Origin of the sequence: Lentilactobacillus senioris (assembly GCF_026798195.1) — a bacterium.
In the GTDB taxonomy this organism is placed as follows: domain Bacteria; phylum Bacillota; class Bacilli; order Lactobacillales; family Lactobacillaceae; genus Lentilactobacillus; species Lentilactobacillus senioris_A.
In genome coordinates, this window is record NZ_JAPQEZ010000002.1 from 40,256 (window position 1) to 61,258 (window position 21,003).

The window sequence follows — 21,003 nt, forward strand, 5'->3', positions numbered from 1 at the left end:
AATAGTAAACCCACACTGAATGAATGCTGTAAGTTCATTGATGCAAATTATATAAAGGAGTAAGGATGAATAATGACAGATTTATTAACAATTGATAATGTAAGTTTTAGGTATCCCAACTCTGCTAACGCATCTATTCAAGAAATTAATTTAACCGTAGAACCTAATTCAATAAACGTTATAGTGGGACCATCTGGAGTTGGCAAAAGTACATTATTAAACTTAATAGCTGGATTTTTAAAACCAACTCAAGGAACAATTGAAATGCAGGGAGTTAAGGTTCAAGGAGCAAATTGGAGAAGGGGCATAGTTTTTCAAGATATGGCGTTATATCCTTGGTTAACAGTTAAACAAAATATTTTGTTTGGCCCTAAAATGAGAAAGATGCCAGCTAATCAAAGCTTAGATAGACTGCAATATTTGCTATCTGAAACAAGATTGCTAGAATTTGAAGATACTCCTATTTATGAACTTTCAGGCGGATTGAGACAACGGGTAGCCCTAGCTAGGGCATTTATTAATGAGCCACCATTATTAATGTTGGATGAGTCTTTTAGTGCCTTAGACAACTATACTAGAAGTGAGATGCATTCATTGTTACTGGCACTTTGGAAAAATAATCAAAACGGAATTATAGCTATCACTCATGATATTGATGAAGCAATTTTTCTAGGACAAAACATTTATGTTTTAAATGGTAAACCTGGAAAAATATCTCAAAAATTTGCTAATCCATATTTTAATATGGATATGAGTGAGATCTTGAGTACAGAATACATTGCTTTTAGAAATCAATTGGTAAGTTCGATTAAGCAAATGAGTTAAATAAAATTATTGTGCTGTTTTCATGTTATTCTAAAGAAAAACAGAAAGTCAGGTTTTCTCCATGTCTGAAGATATCTCTCTCATTGCCTTAACCGTCCAACAGCAGATGCAGGCTGATACAACCGGACATAATTTCGATCATATTCAACGAGTAGTCAAAAATGCCGAATTAATTTTACGGGACCTGCCCCAAGCTAATAGGGCGATTGTGTTAGCGGCAGCTTACATGCATGATTTGGCTGATGATAAATTAGTCACTGATCCGGCTGCCAAGCAAAATGAGATGGAAAAGTTATTGGCGACAGCGGAATTTGAAAGTGATCAAGCGAGTGCGGTGATGGATATTATTAGCAATATGTCGTTTAGTGCGAATTTAGGTGAACGTCAGACGCTATCGCTAGAAGGACAAGTAGTACAAGATGCTGATCGTTTGGATGCGATTGGCGCCATTGGCATTACGCGGGCTATTTACTATAGTGGGCATTTTGGCGAAACAATTTACGATCCGCTAGTTGCGCCGAGAGAAAAAATGACTAAAGAAGAGTATCGGCAACCAGGAACCACAATCAATCATTTTTACGAAAAGTTACTTAAATTAGCAGATCAATTAAATACTGCCCCGGCCAAAAAAATTGGCCACCATCGTAACCAAGTGATGCTAGATTATTTAACGGAATTCAAAGCTGAATGGAACGGTGAACGGTAATTCAAAGCTTTCTTGAAAATATTTCAAGAAAGTTTTTTTAATATTCAAATGGCTTTGAAACACAAGATATAGTGTTTCTGTTTATAGTAAGCACATACATATTGAGACTTCAAGACTTATATTCCAAAAATTATCCGAGTAAGATTAACAATATTGAAGGCCTAAAGTCAGGCCGAATGACTAGTCAAATTAGCTCGAAACAATGAGTTAGACAATGGTTAAAAATTTAGGTAGGAGGCTAATTATGGAAAATCAAACGATTCAATCAACTACTCAAACAATAACTGCTAGCCCAGCAACCGTGGTTAAAATGGATGGTGAGCGGGTTCAATTTTATTCTTATAAAATCGAATTAGTAGTAAATAATTTAACTGCTGATCCTCAATTACGCCAAACGTTATTGCAACAAATTTTAGAGCAAATTAATACCAAAGAAACTGAAATTACCGTTCAAGAAATTCGGTTGATTTTTCGCAGAGTGCTACTAGCTAATGACCAAGCGGATTTAGTAGCCAAGTATGATCTATATCGGCAACAAGATATGAACAAGTGGAAAAAGGCGATTGACCCCCAACACAAGCTAAATCAATTATTTAGTGAAACCGATCAATTAGTCCACGAAAACGCCAATAAGGACAGTAATATCTTCAGCACGCGTCGGGATCTAACTGCTGGAATGGTGGGTAAATCCATGGGACTAACGATGATGCCAGAAACGGTGGCTAAGGCCCATTTGCGTGGTGACATTCACTTTCATGATCTAGATTATTCACCGCTCACTTCGATGACTAACTGTTGTTTAATTGATTTTAAGGGAATGTTAGCTAATGGCTTTGAAATTGGTAACGCCGAAGTAGAATCTCCTAGATCTATCCAAACCGCTACCGCCCAAATGTCTCAAATTATTGCCAACGTAGCTTCTAGCCAATATGGCGGCTGCTCTTCTGATCGGACCGACGAATTACTTGCTCCTTATGCAGAATTAAACTACCAAAAGCATCTTTCAGAAGCGGCTGAGTGGGTAACGGCTGATAAACGAGAAGAATTTGCTCGCACTAAAACTAAAAAAGATATCTATGATGCCATGCAGGCATTGGAATATGAAGTCAACACCTTGTTCTCGTCAAACGGGCAAACCCCATTTACCACCGTGGGCTTTGGCTTAGGGACCTCGTGGATTGAAAAGGAAATCCAAAAGGCAATCTTGCAAGTGCGGATTAAAGGACTAGGCAAGCAACACCGGACCGCCATTTTTCCGAAATTGGTGTTTACTCTTAAGCGGGGCGTCAACCTAGATCCAACTGATCCAAATTATGATGTGAAGGAATTAGCGGTCGAGTGTGCTACTAAACGAATGTATCCTGATGTTTTGATGTACGACAAGATTGTAGAATTGACAGGGAGCTTTAAGGCTCCTATGGGTTGTCGGAGTTTTTTACAGGGCTGGAAAAATGAACAGGGAGAAGAAGTAAATAGTGGCCGTATGAATCTAGGGGTTGTGACGATTAATTTACCTCGGATTGCGTTACAAGCTCAGGGGGATGAGTCGTTATTTTGGGAAATTCTGGACGATAAATTAGCTTTGACCAAAAAAGCATTATTATTTCGGATTGAACGCTGTAAAGAGGCCCAACCGGTGAATGCGCCAACGTTGTACAAGAATGGTGCTTTCGGAGTGCGCTTAAAGGACACTGATTCTGTAGATGAACTATTTAAGAACAGCAGGGCCACCATTTCACTAGGGTATATCGGCCTTTACGAAGTGGGAACCGCCTTTTTTGGTCCTAATTGGGAAACTAATCAAGCGGCTCATGATTTTACGGTCGCTATCGTAAAATACCTCCACGATGCTTGCGTTGCCTGGGAAGAAGAATATGGTTATCACTTTAGTGTGTATTCCACTCCGGCTGAATCCTTGACTGATACTTTTTGTGAGGACGATATTGAAAAGTTTGGGCGGATCAAAGATATTACGGATAAAGAATACTACACCAACAGTTTTCACTACGATGTTCGTAAAAATCCGACTCCGTTTGAAAAATTAACCTTTGAAGAAGACTATCCTAAGTACGCTTCTGGAGGATTCATCCACTACTGTGAATATCCAAACCTTAAACAAAATCCGGCGGCTTTAGAAGCCGTTTGGACTTGGGCTTACGATCACGTAGGCTATTTGGGAACTAATGCTTCCATTGATCACTGTTATCAATGCGGATTCGATGGAGACTTCAAACCCACCGCGCGTGGCTTTGAGTGTCCCCAATGTGGCAATCGGGATCCTAAAACTTGTGACGTGGTCAAACGGACCTGTGGTTACTTGGGCAACCCAATGATTAGGCCGATGGTAAAGGGCAGACATAAAGAAATTGCTTCTCGGGTGAAAAACATGAAATTGGGGGCTTTAAGTGATGACTAATAGACCTAAACGGCTTCCCAACAACCCGCAACCACAACAATGGTTAGCTGCAGAGCGGAGTCGTAATTATATTGCTGACTACAAGCCCTTCAATATGGTAGATGGTGAGGGAATTCGGTGTAGTTTATATGTCTCTGGTTGTTTATTTAATTGTCCAGGCTGTTACAACAAAGCCGCACAAAATTTTCATTATGGTCGGCCATACACGCAAGAATTAGAAGACCAAATTATCGCAGATCTCAGTCAAAGCTACGTTCAGGGCTTAACTCTCTTAGGGGGAGAGCCCTTTTTGAATACACAGGTGAGCTTACGACTATGCAAACGAATCCGCAAGGAATTTGGCCATGACAAAGATATCTGGTCGTGGACGGGATATAAATGGGATGAGTTAATGCAAGAATCCATCGACAAATTGGAGCTACTAAGTTATCTAGATATTTTAGTTGATGGCCGATTTATGGAAGACTTGAAAGATTTGACCTTACAATTTCGTGGCAGTAGTAACCAAAGAATTATTGACGTCCCTAAGTCCTTGCAACAAGATCAAGTTGTCATCTGGGATAAGTTAATTCGGTAAAGGAGTTTAAGATGAGTAGTTTAATCATTGATGATTTACACGTCGCAGTTGCTGGGAAAGAGATTTTAACGGGAGTGAATCTCCAAATTAATTCTGGAGAAATTCACGCCCTAATGGGACCGAACGGTACCGGTAAATCGACGCTGTCAGAGACCATTATGGGCAATCCGCGTTATGAAATTACTGCTGGTAAATTAATTTTTAATGGGGAAGATATTACCCAATTAACGGTGGATGAACGGGCCCAACGTGGTGTTTTTTTAGCGATGCAATATCCTATGGAGGTTGCCGGAATTTCTAATGCTGATTTTATTCATGCGGCGTTGAACGCTCAAAATAACGGCCAAGCAGTACCAGTATTGCCCTTTTTACAGAAGCTTAAACAAACCATGGAGTTCTTAGAAATTGATCCACAAGTTGCTGAACGGGGACTCAACGCCGATTTTTCTGGTGGGGAGAAAAAGCGTAATGAAATTCTGCAGTTAATGATGTTAAAGCCTAGTTTAGCTATTTTGGATGAAATTGATTCCGGGCTAGATATTGATGCTCTCAAAATTGTGGCTAAGGGAATCAATGCAATGCGCGGTGCTAATTTCAGCGCGTTGATGGTGACCCATTACCAACGATTATTAAATTATGTAGTGCCGGACGTAGTCCACATCATGATGAATGGTCAGATCGTAGCCACTGGTGGTCCGGAATTAGCTACCCAATTAGAAGCGACCGGCTACTCTCAATTGGCAGGAGTTGGTGACAATCATTGAAAAATTCAACGCTGAAAAATTACCCCCGAATGATGGGCTTTAAGTATGATCCCGCTGATTTTATTTGGGCAGTGACCGAGCCGTTATGCTGGGACTGGAATGTGACTGAAACCAATTTGACGAAATTTACGCAGTTGGGCGGAACTATCAAGCAAATCCGGCGTCAGAACCTAACGGATTGGCAGAGAGAACAATTAGCGAGGTTGACTACCCAACCAGATCAGTTCGTAGCCGATCAATTAGCTAAAGATTGGCAGGGACTAGCGATTACTTTGCCGGATAACGTAGAACTTAACGAGCCCCTCCAGCTTAAAATTAATGTCGACTCAGCCGCTACACCATTGATCGTCTTACTCAACATAGGTGCGAATAGTCGACTAAATCTCACTACTACCTTTCACTTCGCTGCTAAAGCACCACAAAGTAGCATCGTATTTGCTGGTGAAGTGGCTGGTCAATTGGATTATCAAACTGAACTAAGAACGAAACAACCGGGCAGTCATTTACTGTTAGGGGAGTTAACGGTGCAACAATCTGCTAGGTGTAGTTGGACGGTTATTCCTAAGTTACGGGGAAAGTTACTAGGCAATTTAAAAATTAAATTAGCGCAGCCCGGGGCCAGTGGTTACTTTTATGCTGGTAGTTTAGCTCGTCAAGATGATCAATTTAATTTACAGACCCAAATTCAACATTTTGCGCCTCACACTTTTAGTCGAATTAAAATGCGCGGGGTGTTATTTGATAACGCTAAGATGAACTTCACCAGTGTAGGCCAAATTAAACACGGTGCTCACGGAGCCAATGCGGACCAAGAAAATCGGCTATTAACTGCTGGTCCAGAGGTGCTAGGAAGTGCCAATCCGATGTTATTAATTGATGAAAATGACGTGCAAGCTGGCCACGCTGCTAGTATTGGGCAGTACGATGAAGAACAATTATACTATTTGCAAAGTCGGGGATTACCGCTATTCTTAGCTGAACAAATTTTAATTAACACTTTTATGCAACCAGTATTAGAAGGGGGAGTTGTTAAATGACCAATTATCAACCAGTAGCTTACTTAGACAATGCGGCTACCACCCCGATGCCTGATGAAGTGTTAACGACCGTGACTAATTATTACCAGTTTCAAAAAGTAAACGTTCACCGTGGGATGTATGGTTTAGCGCACCAGGTGACTAGTCAATACGAAGCGGCTAGGGAACAAGTTAAAAATTTTATTCATGCGACTAATTCAGCAGAGATCGTCTTTACCAGTGGGACCACCGATAGTTTAAACATGGTGGCAGCTGGATACGCCCGGCAAGTATTACAGCCCGGAGATGAAATCATGGTGAGTTTAATGGAGCATCATTCTAACCTGGTCCCCTGGCAGCAAGTAGCTCAGCAAACTGGTGCGCAATTGAAGTATTTAAACGTTACCGTTGACGGCCAAATTGATATTAAGCAATTGAGACAGCAGCTGACAGATCATACTAAAATTGTGGCATTAACCCTGGTTTCCAACGTTTTAGGGACTAAATTAGAGTTAGCCCCGGTGGCTGAATTGGTCCACCAACATGGTGGTATTTTAGTGGCTGACGCTGCTCAGGCTGCAGGACATTTACCCATTGATGTCCAGTCGTTAGGAGTTGACTTTTTAGCTTTTTCTGGTCACAAAATGTTTGGCCCGACTGGCATTGGGGTGTTATACGGCCGGCAATCCTTATTAGAACAACTACAACCGGTTCAGTTTGGTGGGGAGATGATTCAAGAGGTGACCCAACAGGGCGCTACTTGGCAGCCTTTACCGTTAAGATTAGAAGCAGGGACCCCCAATATTGCCGGAGTACTAGGATTGGGCGCGGCGATTAACTATTTGCAACGCTTAGGTTTTACTACTATTCAAGCTCACGAACAAAAGTTAATGCGCCAGTTAATGGTGGGCCTGCAGTCTCATTTTCCGATTCAAATTTATGGCTCGCAAGTGGCTGGTGACCACCACGGGGCAGTAAGTTTTAATTTTAAACAGATTCACGCCCACGATGTAGCCACGATTTTAGACGCTACCAACGTAGCGGTGCGCGCCGGACAAATGTGTGCGGCCCCGTTAATGCAAGCTTTGCAAACGGATAGTGTGGTACGTGCCAGTATTTCTGCGGCTACCACTAGCGCCGAGGTGGAACTCTTTTTAGCCGCTTTAGATCAAGTGGAGGGCTTATTATTATGAATGAGATTGAACAACTCTACCAAAAAATTATTTTAACCCACGCTAATTATCCGGTTGGCTTCAGTGAATTAGTTGACTATGATTTTAAATGCCATTTAAAAAATCCCGATTGTGGAGATGATTTGACCGTTTACGGTAAATGGGATGGAGATGGTCAGCGGCTAGCTGAAATTAGTTTTACCGGGGACGGTTGTATTATCAGCAAAGCTTCGGCCAGTATGATGGTGAGCCTATTGCAAGGTAAAACAGTAATGGAGATTGCCGATGTATGGACCGCTTTTCAAAAACTGGTGCTGGCTCAACCAACCGCAACCGAGGGCTTAGGAGACCTAGTGGCGTTTGCAACGTTGAATAATTTTCCTACGCGGGTGCGTTGCGGGACTTTAGCTTGGCATGCGCTGCAAACTGGCATCCAAGAAGGGAGGTCCGAAAATGACTGATCAATCACAACTAAACGATCAAAATTTAACCGATGAACGGGGACCTACGGCTGATACTACTCCGGTTTTTTCTACGGGGGCTGGGATTAATGAAGCAACTATTAGAACTATTTCGGCAGTTAAGCAAGAACCGCAATGGATGTTAGACTTACGACTACAGGCGTACCAACTCTATTTACAAATGCCGATGCCTAAATACGGCCCGGATTTATCTAATTTAAACCTGGATCAGATTCAATATTTTCAGCGGGCTACTGATCACGTTGCCCGTGATTGGGAAGATGTACCGGATGAGATCAAGGAAACCTTTGAACGGATCGGGGTGCCAGAAGCCGAACGTAAATATTTGGCGGGCTCGGGAGCGCAATATGAATCAGAAGCGGTTTATAGTAATTTAAAACGGGAATTGGCGGAACAGGGAATTTTATTTATGGATACCGATACGGCGCTTCAACGACATCCAGAACTGGTGCGGCAGTACTTTGGCCAACTAATTGCGGCAACCGATAATAAGTTTGCGGCATTAAATACAGCTGTGTGGTCGGGCGGTACTTTCTTGTATGTTCCTGCTAACGTTCACGCTGATATTCCCATTCAAAGTTATTTTCGCATCAATGCTGGTCGGACTGGTCAGTTTGAACGAACGTTAATTATTGTGGAAGCGGGGGCGAGTGTAAACTACGTTGAGGGATGCACGGCGCCCAATTATTCCGAAGATAGTTTGCACGCTGCGGTAGTGGAAGTATTTGTAAAGCCAGGAGGGTATTGCCGATATACTACCATTCAAAATTGGTCCACTAACGTTTACAGTTTAGAAACCAAACGCGCTCAAGCTGAAGCCGGGGCTACGATGGAGTGGATTGACGGTAATTTAGGTTCTAAGGTCACCATGAAATACCCCAGTGTTTATTTGGTGGGAGAACACGCGACCGGGTTGATGTTATCGATTGCAGCCGCCGGAAATTCAATGCACCAAGATACCGGTGCTAAAATGATTCATTTGGCTCCTAATACTAGTAGTAGCATCGTTTCCAAGGCAATTTGCCATGGTGGGGGACGAGCTGATTATCGGGGGTTGATTAAATTTACCAAAGAGGCGCACCATGCTAAATCTCACGTGGAATGTGATACGATTTTGCTAGATGATCAAAGTGCTAGTGACACGTTTCCGGTTAATGATATCGATGTCAACGACGGAACGATTGAACATGAAGCCCACGTGTCTAAAATTTCGGCGGAGCAACTTTATTATTTACAGAGTCGGGGATTAGACGAAAAAAGTGCCGCCCAATTAATTGTGATGGGCTTTTTAGAGCCGTTCACAAAGCAACTTCCCATGGAATACGCCGTGGAACTAGACCGGCTGATTAAATATCAAATGGATGGCAGTATTGGATAATAAAAAGGATAACCACCCTTAGCTAGGGCGATTATCCTTTTTTGTTAGTAGATTTATTTAGCAGCCAGCGTTTGAAATAATCCGATGCAAAGCCAACCACCACAATTCCTAAAACCATGGAAGCAAATAATTGCAGGCTAAACAGGAGCCAATTGTGAATGGTCAGGTTGGAAATGATTAGCATGGTGGTTCCCCAAGCGATCAACCAAGCCGGTACGATGGTAAAGGGCAAAATAGTACCTTGCAAAAATAAGACAATAAACGTTAAGATGCCAAACATAATTGCAGATGGACATACCTGAGCTAACCAGGCATTGAGCAGCAACCAATGAGCTAATAGCCCCCACAAAATTCCTAAGGCAAAGCTTAGCAAGATATTACCAGTTTTGTCCTTGGGAAAGCCGGCTCCAAAAAAATACGAAACTGTGATAAAAGCAGCGGAACCCATCCATAAGTTAAACCCACTCATAATTAAACAGTACACCGTAGTAAATAGTCCCACCCCGATGGCGTCGATCCAAACTACTTTAGGAATTTTCATCACTCATAACCTCATTTTCATAATTCGTTTGGTGCGAGGTTATCAGTATATTATTAAGCGAATTGGTTCGTCAATCTTATTTAGTAAAACGAATTACGATTCTTAAAATTAATTGTAGGAAGAGGGATAAAAGTAGGGCAAAGCCTAACAAAATTGCCCAACTCCAACCTAAATATTTCAAACCACTTAACCAAGTTCCGTGCGGGCTAACTAAGGTTAGTGTTAAAGTGCCAACTACTAAAACGACACCCCAAAGCCAAGCTCCGGTACTGGTATTTTGCAAATCGGCGGGGCTCAAATCAAAGCCGCCCCAGCTAATGTTGGTGGCTAAAATAATGAATAATAAGATGTGCCACCATTTGTCGATTCTTAGATCAGGGCTGGCCGCCAATTGGCCACTACTTAAGTTTATCCCCCAAGCCATCAAGGTGTACATTAAGTTAGGAACTAACCAAAAGCCCAATCCAGCTAATACCAATGAGCAGCCTACCACCGGTGCTAAACCGATGAAAAAATTACCGAGCTGTTGGTATTTACTTTGCTGGTTCCAAGAGTGGCGGACGTAACCTAAAGTTTGCTGGTCGGCGGAAGGAAACTGAAGTAACTTAACGGCATCAATTCGATGGCTAAAAATAAGGGCCGCAATTAAATGACTAGTTTCATGAATCATGATACCTAAGCCACCCAACCAGACCTGACTATTAGGACCGTAGTAAGTGACCAGTATTTTTTTGGTCTGACGATTTAACCATGATAACGCCCCCGTAAAGGCTAGTGGGATGATAACCAGATTCAAAGCCACTATTATTGCATTGTGTCCAAGTAAGGTAAGGTTAATAGCTATTCCTCCTCTAAGTCAGTGAAGGTACCGTGAACCAAGGTTTTCATATCAGTAGCGTTGAGTTGAACTGACCGTCCAATTTGGCCGGAAGAAACGATGATTTCACCCTGTTCTTCGGCCCGGGTATCGATGTAAATGGGGTATTGGTATTTTTCCCAAATTCCGATTGGAGTGTTAGCACCGTGTTCGTAGCCGGTGGTTTTTAAGAGCTCCTTTAAGGGCACCATAGATACCTTTTTGTTGCCGGATGCCTTGGCTAATTTCTTTTCGTCCAAATGAGTGTTGATAGGCACCACACCGACTACGGGGCCGGTTGTTTTGCCGGTTAAGACCAAAGTTTTATAGATGTGACCTTCATCGTAGCCGGTATGTGAAACGTCTAACTGAGCAACATCGTTTTTTTGATAGGTAGGGAAAATAATTTGTTGATAATTAATTTTATTTTTATCTAGAATTTGTTCTACTAAAGTTTTATGGATTTTTTTATCCTTTTTTTTAGACATGCCAAGTCCTCCTAGTCGTTTTGTTATCTACTTATTATAGTTATTGAATTCCGTTTAGGAAAGGGAGGATTGTTTTTTTTGGTGGTATTCCGGGTTACTTCTGGTATACTATTCTAGTGATAGTGTCAACGAATGGAAAAGAATAGGAGCAATCATGGCTGATTTAGTTTATCGAAAAATCTTGGCCGATTTGAAACAACGAATTCAAAATGATGAATTTCCGACCCAAAAACTGCCAGATGAACGGAGTTTGATGGTGGAATACGATGTTAGTCGCAGCACGGTTAAGCGAGCCTTAAATATTATGGCTAACCAAGGCATCATTTTTAAAAAACGAGGATCGGGAACGTTTATTAATCCGTTGTACCAAAAAAACCAAACTATATTTCAATATGAAGGCTCTAACCTAGGGGTTACTGACAGTTTTAAGAGTGACGGCAAAATCCCTAGTATCAAGTTACTAGAATTTCGGGTAATTCCGGCAAATGAAGAACTGCAGACCGAACTCTTCTTGAATCCAGGAGATTTTGTTTATGAAATTAAACGATTACGGTCCTTTGACGACCAACCGTTTATGATTGAATTAGGGTATATTCCTATCAAGGTAGCACCAGGATTATCAGTGGAAACTGTTGAGGGTTCTATTTTTAACTTTTTGGAAGGTTCAACTGGTAAAACGGTTACTAAATCGTTCATGACGATTGCGGCAGCACCTTCAACACCAGAAGATCAAGAGCTATTGAATTTGAAACCAGTGGAACCAGTCGGTATTATGGAAGGTATTTTCTTCTTAGACGACGGAACTCCGTTTGAAGTTTCCAATATGCGCTTGCATTATAAATACTTAAATTACAATACGTTTGTCAACTTAGACGAAAACGGCTAAAAAATCCATCAAATTTGATGGATTTTTTTGTTGAATTAAATTTATTTTTTTAATTTCAGTTTAATTTTTCTCCTGTAAACTGCAGATCAATTGGTGGACTAATATGGCGAAACAGTCCATAATTGGGGTGTTCAGTGAGTATTTTACAACTTTGGATAATTGGACCGTATCAATTTATAAAAAGGTTGACTTTTATCAAAAAACGATTAAGATAGGGGTTGTAAAATATTCAAAGGACATTTGAGTTTTACGAACATTCTTGTAACTTTAAATTTGGACATTTATGAAGGAGTGTTAATTGATGGCAGATTACGATTCAAAAGAATATTTAGAACTTGTTGACAAGTACTGGAACGCTGCTAACTACGTATCAGTTGGTCAATTGTTCTTACGTAACAACCCATTGTTGAAGACCGCGCTTAAACCAGAAGACGTTAAGGTTAAGCCTATTGGACACTGGGGAACTATTGCATCTCAAACTTTCATTTACGCACATTTAAACCGTGCTATTAAGAAGTATGATTTGAACATGTTCTATATTGAAGGTTCTGGTCACGGTGGACAAGTTATGGTATCTAACTCATACCTTGACGGTTCATACACTGAAATTTACCCTAACATCACTCAAGATGAAGAAGGTATGGCTAAGTTATTCAAACAATTCTCATTCCCAGGCGGAATTGCTTCTCATGCTGCTCCTGAAACTCCAGGTTCAATGCATGAAGGTGGCGAACTTGGTTACTCAATTTCTCATGGTACTGGTGCTATCTTTGATAACCCAGACGTTATTGCCGCTGTTGAAGTTGGTGATGGGGAAGCTGAATCAGGTCCATTAGCTGCTTCATGGTTCTCAGACAAATTTATTAACCCAGTTAAAGATGGTGCTGTATTGCCTATCCTTAACTTGAATGGTTTCAAGATTTCTAACCCAACTATTCTTTCACGAATGAGTGACGAAGAACTTACTAAGTACTTCGAAGGTATGGGCTGGAAGCCATACTTCGTTGAAACTGGTGATGGTCTTGATAACTGGAACAACCATATGCCAATGCACGAAAAGATGGCTAAGACTATGGATACTGTTATCGAAGAAATCAAAGCTATTCAAACGAATGCTCGTGAAAACGAAACTGCAGAAACTGCAACTCTTCCTGTATGGCCAATGATCATCGTTCGTTCACCTAAGGGTTGGACTGGTCCTGTTCTTGATGATAATGGTGATCCTATCGAAGGCTCATTCCGTGCTCACCAAGTTCCATTGAACCTTTCAGCTAATGATATGCAAGATGCAGATCAATTTGTTGAATGGATGAAGTCATACAAGCCAGAAGAATTATTCAACGAAGACGGTTCATTGAAGCAAGAAATTGCTGACACCACTCCTAAGGGTGACCAACGGATGGCTATGAACCCAATCACTAACGGTGGTATCCACCCAGAACCATTAAAACTTCCTGATTACAAGGAATTTGCTGTTGACATTAAGGAACACGGTGCCGAAGAAAAATCAGATATGATCGTTTGGTCAGAATGGTTAGGCGCTGTTACTAAGATGAACCCAGATTCATTCCGTTCATTTGGTCCTGATGAAACTAAGTCAAACCGTCTTTATGGCTTGCTTGCTGCTACTCCTCGTCAATGGATGGAAGATATCAACCTTCCTTATGACGAAGATGTTGCTCACTCAGGTCAATTAATCGATTCACAACTTTCAGAACATCAAGCTGAAGGTTGGTTGGAAGGTTATGTCTTGACTGGTCGTCACGGCTTCTTCTCAACTTACGAAGCCTTCGGACGAGTAGTTGACTCAATGTTGACTCAACACATGAAGTGGTTACGTAAAGCTTCAGAACAATCATGGCGTCATGATTACCCATCATTGAACTTTGTTAACACTTCAACTGTATTCCAACAAGATCACAATGGTTACACTCACCAAGATCCAGGTATGCTTACTCACATGGCTGAAAAGAAACCTGAACTTATCCGCGAATACTTACCAGCTGATGCTAACACCTTGTTAGCTGTTGGTAACACTGCATTCCAACTTCGCGAAACTATCAACTTGATCGTTACTTCAAAGCACCCACGTCCACAATGGTACTCAATTGAAGAAGCAACTAACTTGGTAAACAATGGTCTTGGCTACATTGATTGGGCATCTACTGATCAAGGTCAAAAACCTGATGTTGTTATCGCTGCTGCTGGTTCAGAACCTAACTTGGAAGCCCTTGCTGCTATTTCAATCTTGAACAAGAACTTCCCAGAAATGAAGATTCGTTACATCAACGTTGTTGACATTCTTAAATTACGTCGTCCAGATGTTGACCCTCGTGGTTTGACTGACGAAGAATTTGATACTTTGTTTACAACTGATGCACCAGTATTCTTCCTTTACCACGGTTTCGAAGACATGATCAAGTCAATCTTCTTCGATCGTCACAACCATAACCTACACGTTCATGGTTACCGTGAACAAGGTGATATTACTACTCCATTTGATATGCGAGTTCTTAACGAAATGGATCGTTTCCACGTTGCTGCCGATGTTGTTAATAACACTCCAGAATACAGCGTTAAGGGAATGAGCTTCATTCACGAAATGAACAACATGGTTGCTAAGCACAATGCCTACATCCGTGAAGAAGGTACCGACTTACCAGAAGTTGTAAACTGGAAGTGGGAACCACTTAACAAGTAATTTGATTACTTATTAAGCTAAAAAGCCAACCGCATTTGCGGTTGGCTTTTTTTGTGGTTAACTTGATGGCTCGAAACCTTTTGGAACGGGGGCCATTACAGTTTGCCATTGATGACTGAATAGCAGTGGGAAGACCACCTGCCAGGAATGTAACAGCATTGGTTGTTCAATATTATCGTTACTGTAAAGGGGATCGCCGATTAAAGAATGGCCACTAGCTGCCAAATGCACTCGGATTTGGTGAGTCCGACCGGTTTTTAGGTTAACTTGCAATAAGGAATTTCCAGCTTGTTCTTTTAGTACTTGATAATGAGTTAGAGCAGATTGAGTGTTGATTCCGTTCACCTTCCGTTTTCGTTTATCTTCCGGATCACGGCCAATAGGTAGATCAATTGTGCCAGATTTAGGCAATCCAGTTCCATGAACCCAAGTTAAATAGGTCCGCTTAATAATTTTATTACTAATTTGGCGGTTTAAAATAGGGACGGCTACGGGGTTTTTAGCGATGATTAGAGCTCCACTAGTTTCCATGTCCAGGCGGTGAACCATGTACGGCGCTTCACCTTTACTTGCCAAATAATTGGCAGCAAAGTTAAGGGTGCTGCCTAATTCTCCTGGTTGGTTAGGGTGAGTTTTTTCGCCACGGTGCTTATTTACAATTAAGAGGTCGTGGTCTTCATACACTACTTCAACGGTTCCGGCAGGATCAACGGTAATGGGGTGGGGCAGGTGGGTAAAATCAGAGGTAACAAACTCTAACTGGATTTGGTCGCCAGCGTGGACAATTGTGTTGACGGGATGATATTGATGATTAACTAACACCCGCTGATCGATCCGTAGTTGCCGGATTAAGTATTTAGGCAATAACCATTCATCGGATAATAAGGTGCGAAGGCTTTGAGCGGTCACTGCAGAATCTAGTTGGCGGTGAAACAACCATTTGGTCATTATATTTCTCCCTTAAATAAAAAAAGAGACGCGGCTACAAGTAACCGAATCCCTGGTAATTATAATTACTTTTTGGCATCTTTAGGTAATTTAACGATTAAAACGTCACATTTAGCGTTTCTGGACACAAAGCTAGTAACAGAGCCCATGATAATTCGTTCAACGGCACTCAGACCGGTGGAGGCGATCACGATGACATCGGTATTATGATCTACGGGAAATTCGTTGGCAATGATTGGTTTAGGATTGCCAAACCGAATGTGGATGTCCACGTCATCAAGGCCTGCATCACGAGCAGTTTGTTCCATCTTATGCAACTGTTCTTCGGTGTTTTCAGTTAACTTAAAAACTACGTCACCGCTGACCGCTCCGCCATAGGTTTGGTTAACTTCTAAAACATTCAAAATATCCAAATGGGCGTTGTTTTCTTTGGCGACTTCGATAGCTCGTTTAAGCAAATGTTCAGTTGCTTTGGAACCATCTACTGGAACTAAGACATTTTTGTATTGTTGATTCATAATTATCACCTCAACCTATACTTTCTTTTCTCCTTAATTCTACCATTCCTTGTCCAGGATGTAATCCCTGAGCGCTTAAAAATGTCTTTTATGAAAGATTGTTATCGCTTACAAAAAGTGCTATGATAAACTCATCAAAAATAAAGGGAGTCCTGTCAATGTATTACGTTTCAATGAAATCTAATGATATCCGTCGAAACCTAGCTACGGAAACTTACTTAATGAATGAGAAGAACTTTGACGAGCCATTGCTTCTGTTCTACATCGAAGGACCTTGTATTATTGTAGGGCGCAACCAAAATACGCTTGAAGAAATTAACAAGCAGTATGTGGATGAAAATAACATTGTAGTTACCCGCCGCTTATCAGGTGGGGGAGCTGTATATCAAGACTTAGGCAACTTGTGCTTTAGTTTTGTGGTGGATAGTGATAGTAAGGAATTTGGTGACTTTAAGTCATTTGTCCAACCAATTGTGGACGCTTTACATGATATGGGCGCAACGTCTGCAGAAGTTAGTGGCCGTAACGATATTTTAATCGATGGCAAGAAGTTCTCTGGTAATGCCATGTACACCAAACACGGCAAGACTTTCTCCCATGGCACTTTGATGTTGGACGTTGATTTGTCTGTAGTAGGCAAAGCTCTAACCGTTCCTGAAGACAAAATTAAGTCCAAAGGAATTAAGTCCGTCCGGTCACGGGTGACCAACTTAAAGCCATACCTTAGTGGTGAGTATCAAAACATTACCACCCCAGAATTTCGAGATATTTTATTGAAGGAATTATTCCACGTGAACGACCTTCAAGAAATTGCTGATAAGGAATACCAGCTAACAGATGAAGATAATGCTGCTATTGATAAGATTTTTGATGACCTTTACAACAATTGGGATTGGGTTTACGGTAACTCACCAGAATTTTCAGTGAAAAAACGCCAACACTTTACCAACGGAACGATTGATGCCCGTTTACAAATTGATGACGGTAAAATTCAAAACGTGGTCTTTTTCGGTGATTACTTTGGCCCTAAAGACGCTACTGAACTAGCCGACAAACTCAAAGGGGTCCGATTTGATCGCCAAAGTGTAGCGGAAGCTTTAGCAGATGTTGACTTGAATCAATACTTTGCTGGTATTTCAGAAGATGACTTTCTCTCTATGCTTTTCTAAACTAAGAAAATACGTTAAGATAATTAATAACCTTAAGATAAATTCTAACCTAGAATTTATCTTTTTATTTTGGAGGATAAGATGCAAGAGCAAAGCAAACGAGTAATTAGTTTGGCCATTGTAACCTTAATTATGTATTTGGGAGTTATGGCATTAACGTTAATTCCAGCGGTTAAATTAGTTAAAGCAGTTCCTCAAGGAGAATTTTTACAAACTTTCGTGACGGCTATTGGATTATATGCGGTTACTATCATTTTAGCTGCTTTGCGGTTGCGCTTAGGTTATTATTTAATGTCAGCTGTAGTGGCAATTTATGGTATTGGTTTGGTCGGAGTATTTATTACGATGATTAGTGGGGCTACGGGAATGCTAACCGTTAGAGTCCTAATTGGACTAGTAGCGGCTTTTGGAATTGTGCTCAGTGTGAACTGGTTTATGCAAGTTTTGAAGCTCCGCAGACTTTATATTAATCACCGCATTGAACAGGTGACGGCTCAACAACGAGGTAATCAAAAATGAAACAAAATATCGCAGCTTTAATTGATCAAATTAATAATGAAAAAATCACCGTCAAAGTTTTTGAAACAACGATGGCTAAATTAAAAAAAGACGTTGCTAAAACTATGCAACCTCTTTATGATTTTGTTAGCGACCAAATTGGCAAGAATCAGCTAGGTGGTGCTCAATTAGTAGTTGGAGAGGCCCTAGCTATCAGAGTAGAAACTAACGTTGTGAATTTACCGTTAGACGAACCAGCCCGAATTGAAAAATTCATGAGTGATGAAGAAGAAGCGGGCGTTAACGTTTATTTGGTAGCGGTAGGTGAAAAAGTTAACCAATCGGGACTACGAATTGATGTGGTTACGAACGCCGATGAATTTCATGATCATTTAGCAAAGTACGAAACCGAAATGAACGACTGGGTTCAAGCTAAAATTGATGCGGTGGAAGATAACACTTTTGAAGATTAGTAGTTTTAAGATGATTGTAAATGTGTTATAATGCTTTTATGCGATGAGTCGAGCTATCACGCAACTTCGGTTGTTCGCGCAAGCGATTTAAGTGATTTTTCGAGCGGGACACATATCTACCGTATTGTAGGTGTCTGATTAGCTGATGTTGTGGAACTTCACTAATCCATTCTTAATTGAATGCCGCAAAAAGGCGTGCCAATTGGCGCGCCTTTTTTATTTGTTATAGGTACTAAAAAATAGCGATGCTCATCAGCATCGCTATTTTTTGTTGTTAACTCCCTAAGGATTTAACGTTATATTATTTTAAGTTAGTTACAGGGCGTGAAAAACCAACTACGTGCCACCATGGTGAGTAAACTCGTTCAGTAATAACTCCCCGGTTTTGAGCATCGATCATTCTACCGTTACCAATGTACATACCAACGTGACTAATGCTACGTTTGCTGTAACCAAAGTATACTAGATCACCCTTTTTAACGTTATTCTTAGAAACTTTTTTAGTTCCGTTATATTGAGCTTGAGCAGTTCTAGGTAGGGTCTTTTTGATTGATTTTTTGTAAACGTATTTAGTGAATCCTGAACAATCGAAGTAGCTAGGACCAACGGCACCATAAACGTATGGCTTGCCAAGTTGCTGTTTAGCTGTTTGGTAGACGGCTGAGTATTCCTTGTTATCGCTAGCGCTGGCAGTTTGGTTTAAGTTCATTGCGCCAAAGAAGCTAAGGGCGAATGCAAAAATCATAAGTGGTTTGAGTAAGAATGAAAGACTGTTGGTTTTGATAATAAACTCTCCTTAAAATGTTGTTTTCGTTTTTTTATTGAGCAGTAAGAAATTCTTTGTTAGCACTGATATAGCGACCATTACTTAATTGGAAGCGATAAGCACCGTGACTGGATCTAGCAATTTTAGTAACCTTTAGGGTTTTACCGGCTTTAACGGCCGCCAATTTACCAGTTAAATTAGCAGTTTTGTATTCGTTAATGCTGTGGGTAGTTTTAATGGTTTTGCTAGCAGGAACGCTCTTGTAGTAACTAGCTTTGGTATTAGTAGTGTACCAAGACTTAACTACTGATGAGTTAAGGGCTTTGCTGAGGTCAACTGTGTTAGCAGTGATTCCGCCAATGCGACCCTTAGAAGTATATTGCCATAAGTCGGCCTTTACAGTTGAAGGTTTGTTGGAGTAGTTGGCAATCCAGGAGCCATCAAACTTAGAGAAGTTAATCTTGTATTGGTTAACGAAGCTTTCGTAAGTGTAGTAAATCAATGGTTTTTTGGTTAACTTACGCATGGTTGAATACCAGGCGTTAACATATGATTGTTCGCTACCCTTACCTTTACGGTGTTCGTTGTCTAATACGAAGAACTTAGCATGACTGTTAGTCCGTTTGTAGAAGTCTTTAGCTTCCTTTTTGGCATCAGCTACACTACTAAATTCAGTGTAATCATATTGACCAAATGGAACTCCATTTTTGTAAGCGCCGTTAGCGTTAATGTCTTTTTGAGTGTCAATTCTGAAATCAGCATCTCCGGTGTTACCATGTTGCACCCGAATAATTGCTAATTGAATTTCTTTGGAAGCTTTCTTCCAATTGATAGTACCTTGATATTGAGATACATCTGCGATTTTAGTTTGGCTGGCCAACGCTGTGGAACTAACAGTAAAGGCTGCTAGTAAACCCAGTGCGGCGCCCATGATTTTTTTAGTCGTTTTTTTCATGAAAGTAAATCCTCCCTTGAATGTACAAATGCCATTATAGGGATTCAATGCTACTACAACTTCTCAGAAACTTTGCAAGTATATTAAGATATGTGACAATTAGGTAACAAAAAAAGGCTGCTTGCCGTTAAATAGGGCTTTAAGCAACCTAATACTTGTGAAAAAATAAATTGTTATTTAGTTATTTTTATGAGAAGTAATAATTTGAACTGCAAATCGGTACAATAGACCAACTGCTAAACTAATAACTAATGATGAAAGAACCATATTATGGGCAACAATTGGAATGGCAGTGGAAGCAAACCCTAATAAGGCAAATAAAGTCAGCCAAAGAAAAGCCCCCTTAGCGTTATCCTTGGTGAATTCGTGATAGTTCATCTTATTGTAGCCAGCTAACATGGGAATTAAGTTTCCCACGGCCGGAATAAGGTTACCACTAATTACCGCTTCTTTTTGATCGCGATTAAAGTAATTTTCAGTTTTAGAATTATTCATTTTTTTAGCGGCTCGTTTATCATGGCTGGCCAAAAAATATTTCAGTTGGTTACCAGAAAATGCTGCCAGACTTCCGACGATGATGACTAGGAAAATATTTAAACGACCGGTACTAGCCATGGTGCCGCATAAGAAAATTAAAACATCACTGGGCAGCCAGGCTAAGAAAATAAAAGCACACCCTAAAAAGATAATCAGAAAAAAGACAGTGTAGCTGTGCCAACCGCCAACGGTTATTGCGGCTTTGATAGAACTATCTAACAATGTTGAAATGTTTTTAAACGTTACGTAAATGGATTCCGGATTCATGAATAACGGCCTCCGATTGAGTAGGTTATTTTTTATTTTAGCATAATGTATTAAGAAAGAACCA

Annotated in this window: 22 protein-coding genes; 14 read left to right on the forward strand and 8 right to left on the reverse strand. The window is 40.7% G+C overall.

Annotated elements, in window-relative coordinates:
- The first annotated feature begins 72 nt into the window (after nucleotides 1–72).
- From OXT66_RS02275 to sufB, 9 genes are all read left to right on the forward strand, one after another.
- Nucleotides 73–825: an ABC transporter ATP-binding protein gene (locus OXT66_RS02275; protein WP_268595470.1), complete on the forward strand. Its 753-nt coding sequence runs from the start codon at nucleotides 73–75 to the stop codon at nucleotides 823–825.
- Between the two features lie 61 nt (nucleotides 826–886).
- Nucleotides 887–1,531 carry an HD domain-containing protein gene (locus OXT66_RS02280; protein WP_268595471.1) on the forward strand — a complete coding sequence of 215 codons (645 nt, stop codon included), beginning with the start codon at nucleotides 887–889 and terminating at the stop codon, nucleotides 1,529–1,531.
- 244 nt (nucleotides 1,532–1,775) lie between these two features.
- Nucleotides 1,776–3,947 (forward strand): anaerobic ribonucleoside-triphosphate reductase, encoded by a 2,172-nt coding sequence (nrdD, locus tag OXT66_RS02285; protein ID WP_268595472.1) that lies wholly within the window; start codon nucleotides 1,776–1,778, stop codon nucleotides 3,945–3,947.
- A complete protein-coding gene (nrdG, locus tag OXT66_RS02290; RefSeq protein WP_268595895.1) occupies nucleotides 3,940–4,524 on the forward strand; it encodes an anaerobic ribonucleoside-triphosphate reductase activating protein in 585 nt (194 codons plus the stop codon). The genes nrdD and nrdG overlap by 8 nt, the downstream gene beginning before the upstream one ends.
- 11 nt (nucleotides 4,525–4,535) lie before the next feature.
- Complete coding sequence (gene sufC, locus OXT66_RS02295) at nucleotides 4,536–5,288, forward strand: Fe-S cluster assembly ATPase SufC (RefSeq protein WP_268595473.1); 753 nt, start codon at nucleotides 4,536–4,538, stop codon at nucleotides 5,286–5,288.
- Nucleotides 5,285–6,325, forward strand: coding sequence for a SufD family Fe-S cluster assembly protein (locus OXT66_RS02300; protein WP_268595474.1), 1,041 nt, complete (start codon nucleotides 5,285–5,287; stop codon nucleotides 6,323–6,325). The genes sufC and OXT66_RS02300 overlap by 4 nt, the downstream gene beginning before the upstream one ends.
- Nucleotides 6,322–7,497 (forward strand): aminotransferase class V-fold PLP-dependent enzyme, encoded by a 1,176-nt coding sequence (locus tag OXT66_RS02305; protein WP_268595475.1) that lies wholly within the window; start codon nucleotides 6,322–6,324, stop codon nucleotides 7,495–7,497. Before OXT66_RS02300 ends, OXT66_RS02305 begins: the two co-directional genes overlap by 4 nt.
- Nucleotides 7,494–7,937 carry a Fe-S cluster assembly sulfur transfer protein SufU gene (gene sufU, locus OXT66_RS02310; protein WP_268595476.1) on the forward strand — a complete coding sequence of 148 codons (444 nt, stop codon included), beginning with the start codon at nucleotides 7,494–7,496 and terminating at the stop codon, nucleotides 7,935–7,937. Before OXT66_RS02305 ends, sufU begins: the two co-directional genes overlap by 4 nt.
- Nucleotides 7,930–9,336 carry a Fe-S cluster assembly protein SufB gene (gene sufB, locus OXT66_RS02315; RefSeq protein ID WP_268595477.1) on the forward strand — a complete coding sequence of 469 codons (1,407 nt, stop codon included), beginning with the start codon at nucleotides 7,930–7,932 and terminating at the stop codon, nucleotides 9,334–9,336. The genes sufU and sufB overlap by 8 nt, the downstream gene beginning before the upstream one ends.
- A 31-nt stretch (nucleotides 9,337–9,367) precedes the next feature.
- Here the strand turns inward: sufB and OXT66_RS02320 are convergent, their stop codons facing one another.
- From OXT66_RS02320 to OXT66_RS02330, 3 genes are all read right to left on the reverse strand, one after another.
- Entirely contained in the window at nucleotides 9,368–9,877 is a 510-nt protein-coding gene (locus OXT66_RS02320; RefSeq protein WP_268595478.1) for a DUF1097 domain-containing protein, read from the reverse strand.
- Between the two features lie 76 nt (nucleotides 9,878–9,953).
- Nucleotides 9,954–10,679, reverse strand: a complete 726-nt coding sequence (locus OXT66_RS02325; RefSeq protein ID WP_268595479.1) for a hypothetical protein — start codon at nucleotides 10,677–10,679, stop codon at nucleotides 9,954–9,956.
- 38 nt (nucleotides 10,680–10,717) lie between these two features.
- Nucleotides 10,718–11,221 (reverse strand): aminoacyl-tRNA deacylase, encoded by a 504-nt coding sequence (locus OXT66_RS02330; RefSeq protein WP_268595480.1) that lies wholly within the window; start codon nucleotides 11,219–11,221, stop codon nucleotides 10,718–10,720.
- Between the two features lie 154 nt (nucleotides 11,222–11,375).
- Here OXT66_RS02330 and OXT66_RS02335 point away from each other — a divergent pair, with 154 nt between their 5' ends.
- A complete protein-coding gene (locus OXT66_RS02335; RefSeq protein WP_054671261.1) occupies nucleotides 11,376–12,107 on the forward strand; it encodes a GntR family transcriptional regulator in 732 nt (243 codons plus the stop codon).
- A gap of 298 nt (nucleotides 12,108–12,405) precedes the next feature.
- Nucleotides 12,406–14,808, forward strand: coding sequence for a phosphoketolase (locus OXT66_RS02340; protein WP_268595481.1), 2,403 nt, complete (start codon nucleotides 12,406–12,408; stop codon nucleotides 14,806–14,808).
- Nucleotides 14,809–14,865: 57 nt separating this feature from the next.
- On the opposite strand, the gene OXT66_RS02345 is transcribed toward OXT66_RS02340, so the two are convergent.
- The gene (locus OXT66_RS02345) at nucleotides 14,866–15,756 is read right to left on the reverse strand and encodes an RluA family pseudouridine synthase (protein WP_268595482.1); all 891 of its coding nucleotides are present in this window, start codon (nucleotides 15,754–15,756) and stop codon (nucleotides 14,866–14,868) included.
- A 65-nt stretch (nucleotides 15,757–15,821) separates the two neighbouring features.
- Nucleotides 15,822–16,274, reverse strand: a complete 453-nt coding sequence (locus tag OXT66_RS02350; RefSeq protein ID WP_268595483.1) for a universal stress protein — start codon at nucleotides 16,272–16,274, stop codon at nucleotides 15,822–15,824.
- A 158-nt stretch (nucleotides 16,275–16,432) separates the two neighbouring features.
- Between OXT66_RS02350 and OXT66_RS02355 the strand changes: the two genes are divergently transcribed.
- The 3 genes from OXT66_RS02355 (at nucleotide 16,433) to OXT66_RS02365 (ending at nucleotide 18,414) form a co-directional block, all read left to right on the forward strand.
- Nucleotides 16,433–17,443: a lipoate--protein ligase gene (locus OXT66_RS02355; RefSeq protein ID WP_268595484.1), complete on the forward strand. Its 1,011-nt coding sequence runs from the start codon at nucleotides 16,433–16,435 to the stop codon at nucleotides 17,441–17,443.
- A gap of 81 nt (nucleotides 17,444–17,524) precedes the next feature.
- Complete coding sequence (locus tag OXT66_RS02360) at nucleotides 17,525–17,962, forward strand: hypothetical protein (protein ID WP_268595485.1); 438 nt, start codon at nucleotides 17,525–17,527, stop codon at nucleotides 17,960–17,962.
- Entirely contained in the window at nucleotides 17,959–18,414 is a 456-nt protein-coding gene (locus tag OXT66_RS02365; protein ID WP_268595486.1) for a hypothetical protein, read from the forward strand. Before OXT66_RS02360 ends, OXT66_RS02365 begins: the two co-directional genes overlap by 4 nt.
- Before the next feature lie 301 nt (nucleotides 18,415–18,715).
- On the opposite strand, the gene OXT66_RS02370 is transcribed toward OXT66_RS02365, so the two are convergent.
- The 3 genes from OXT66_RS02370 to OXT66_RS02380 form a co-directional block, all read right to left on the reverse strand.
- Nucleotides 18,716–19,159 carry an NlpC/P60 family protein gene (locus tag OXT66_RS02370; RefSeq protein ID WP_268595487.1) on the reverse strand — a complete coding sequence of 148 codons (444 nt, stop codon included), beginning with the start codon at nucleotides 19,157–19,159 and terminating at the stop codon, nucleotides 18,716–18,718.
- Nucleotides 19,160–19,232: 73 nt separating this feature from the next.
- Nucleotides 19,233–20,135 (reverse strand): GH25 family lysozyme, encoded by a 903-nt coding sequence (locus OXT66_RS02375; RefSeq protein ID WP_268595488.1) that lies wholly within the window; start codon nucleotides 20,133–20,135, stop codon nucleotides 19,233–19,235.
- 177 nt (nucleotides 20,136–20,312) lie between these two features.
- On the reverse strand, nucleotides 20,313–20,939 hold the full coding sequence (locus OXT66_RS02380; protein WP_268595489.1) for a DedA family protein: 627 nt from the start codon (nucleotides 20,937–20,939) through the stop codon (nucleotides 20,313–20,315).
- Nucleotides 20,940–21,003 lie beyond the last annotated feature (64 nt).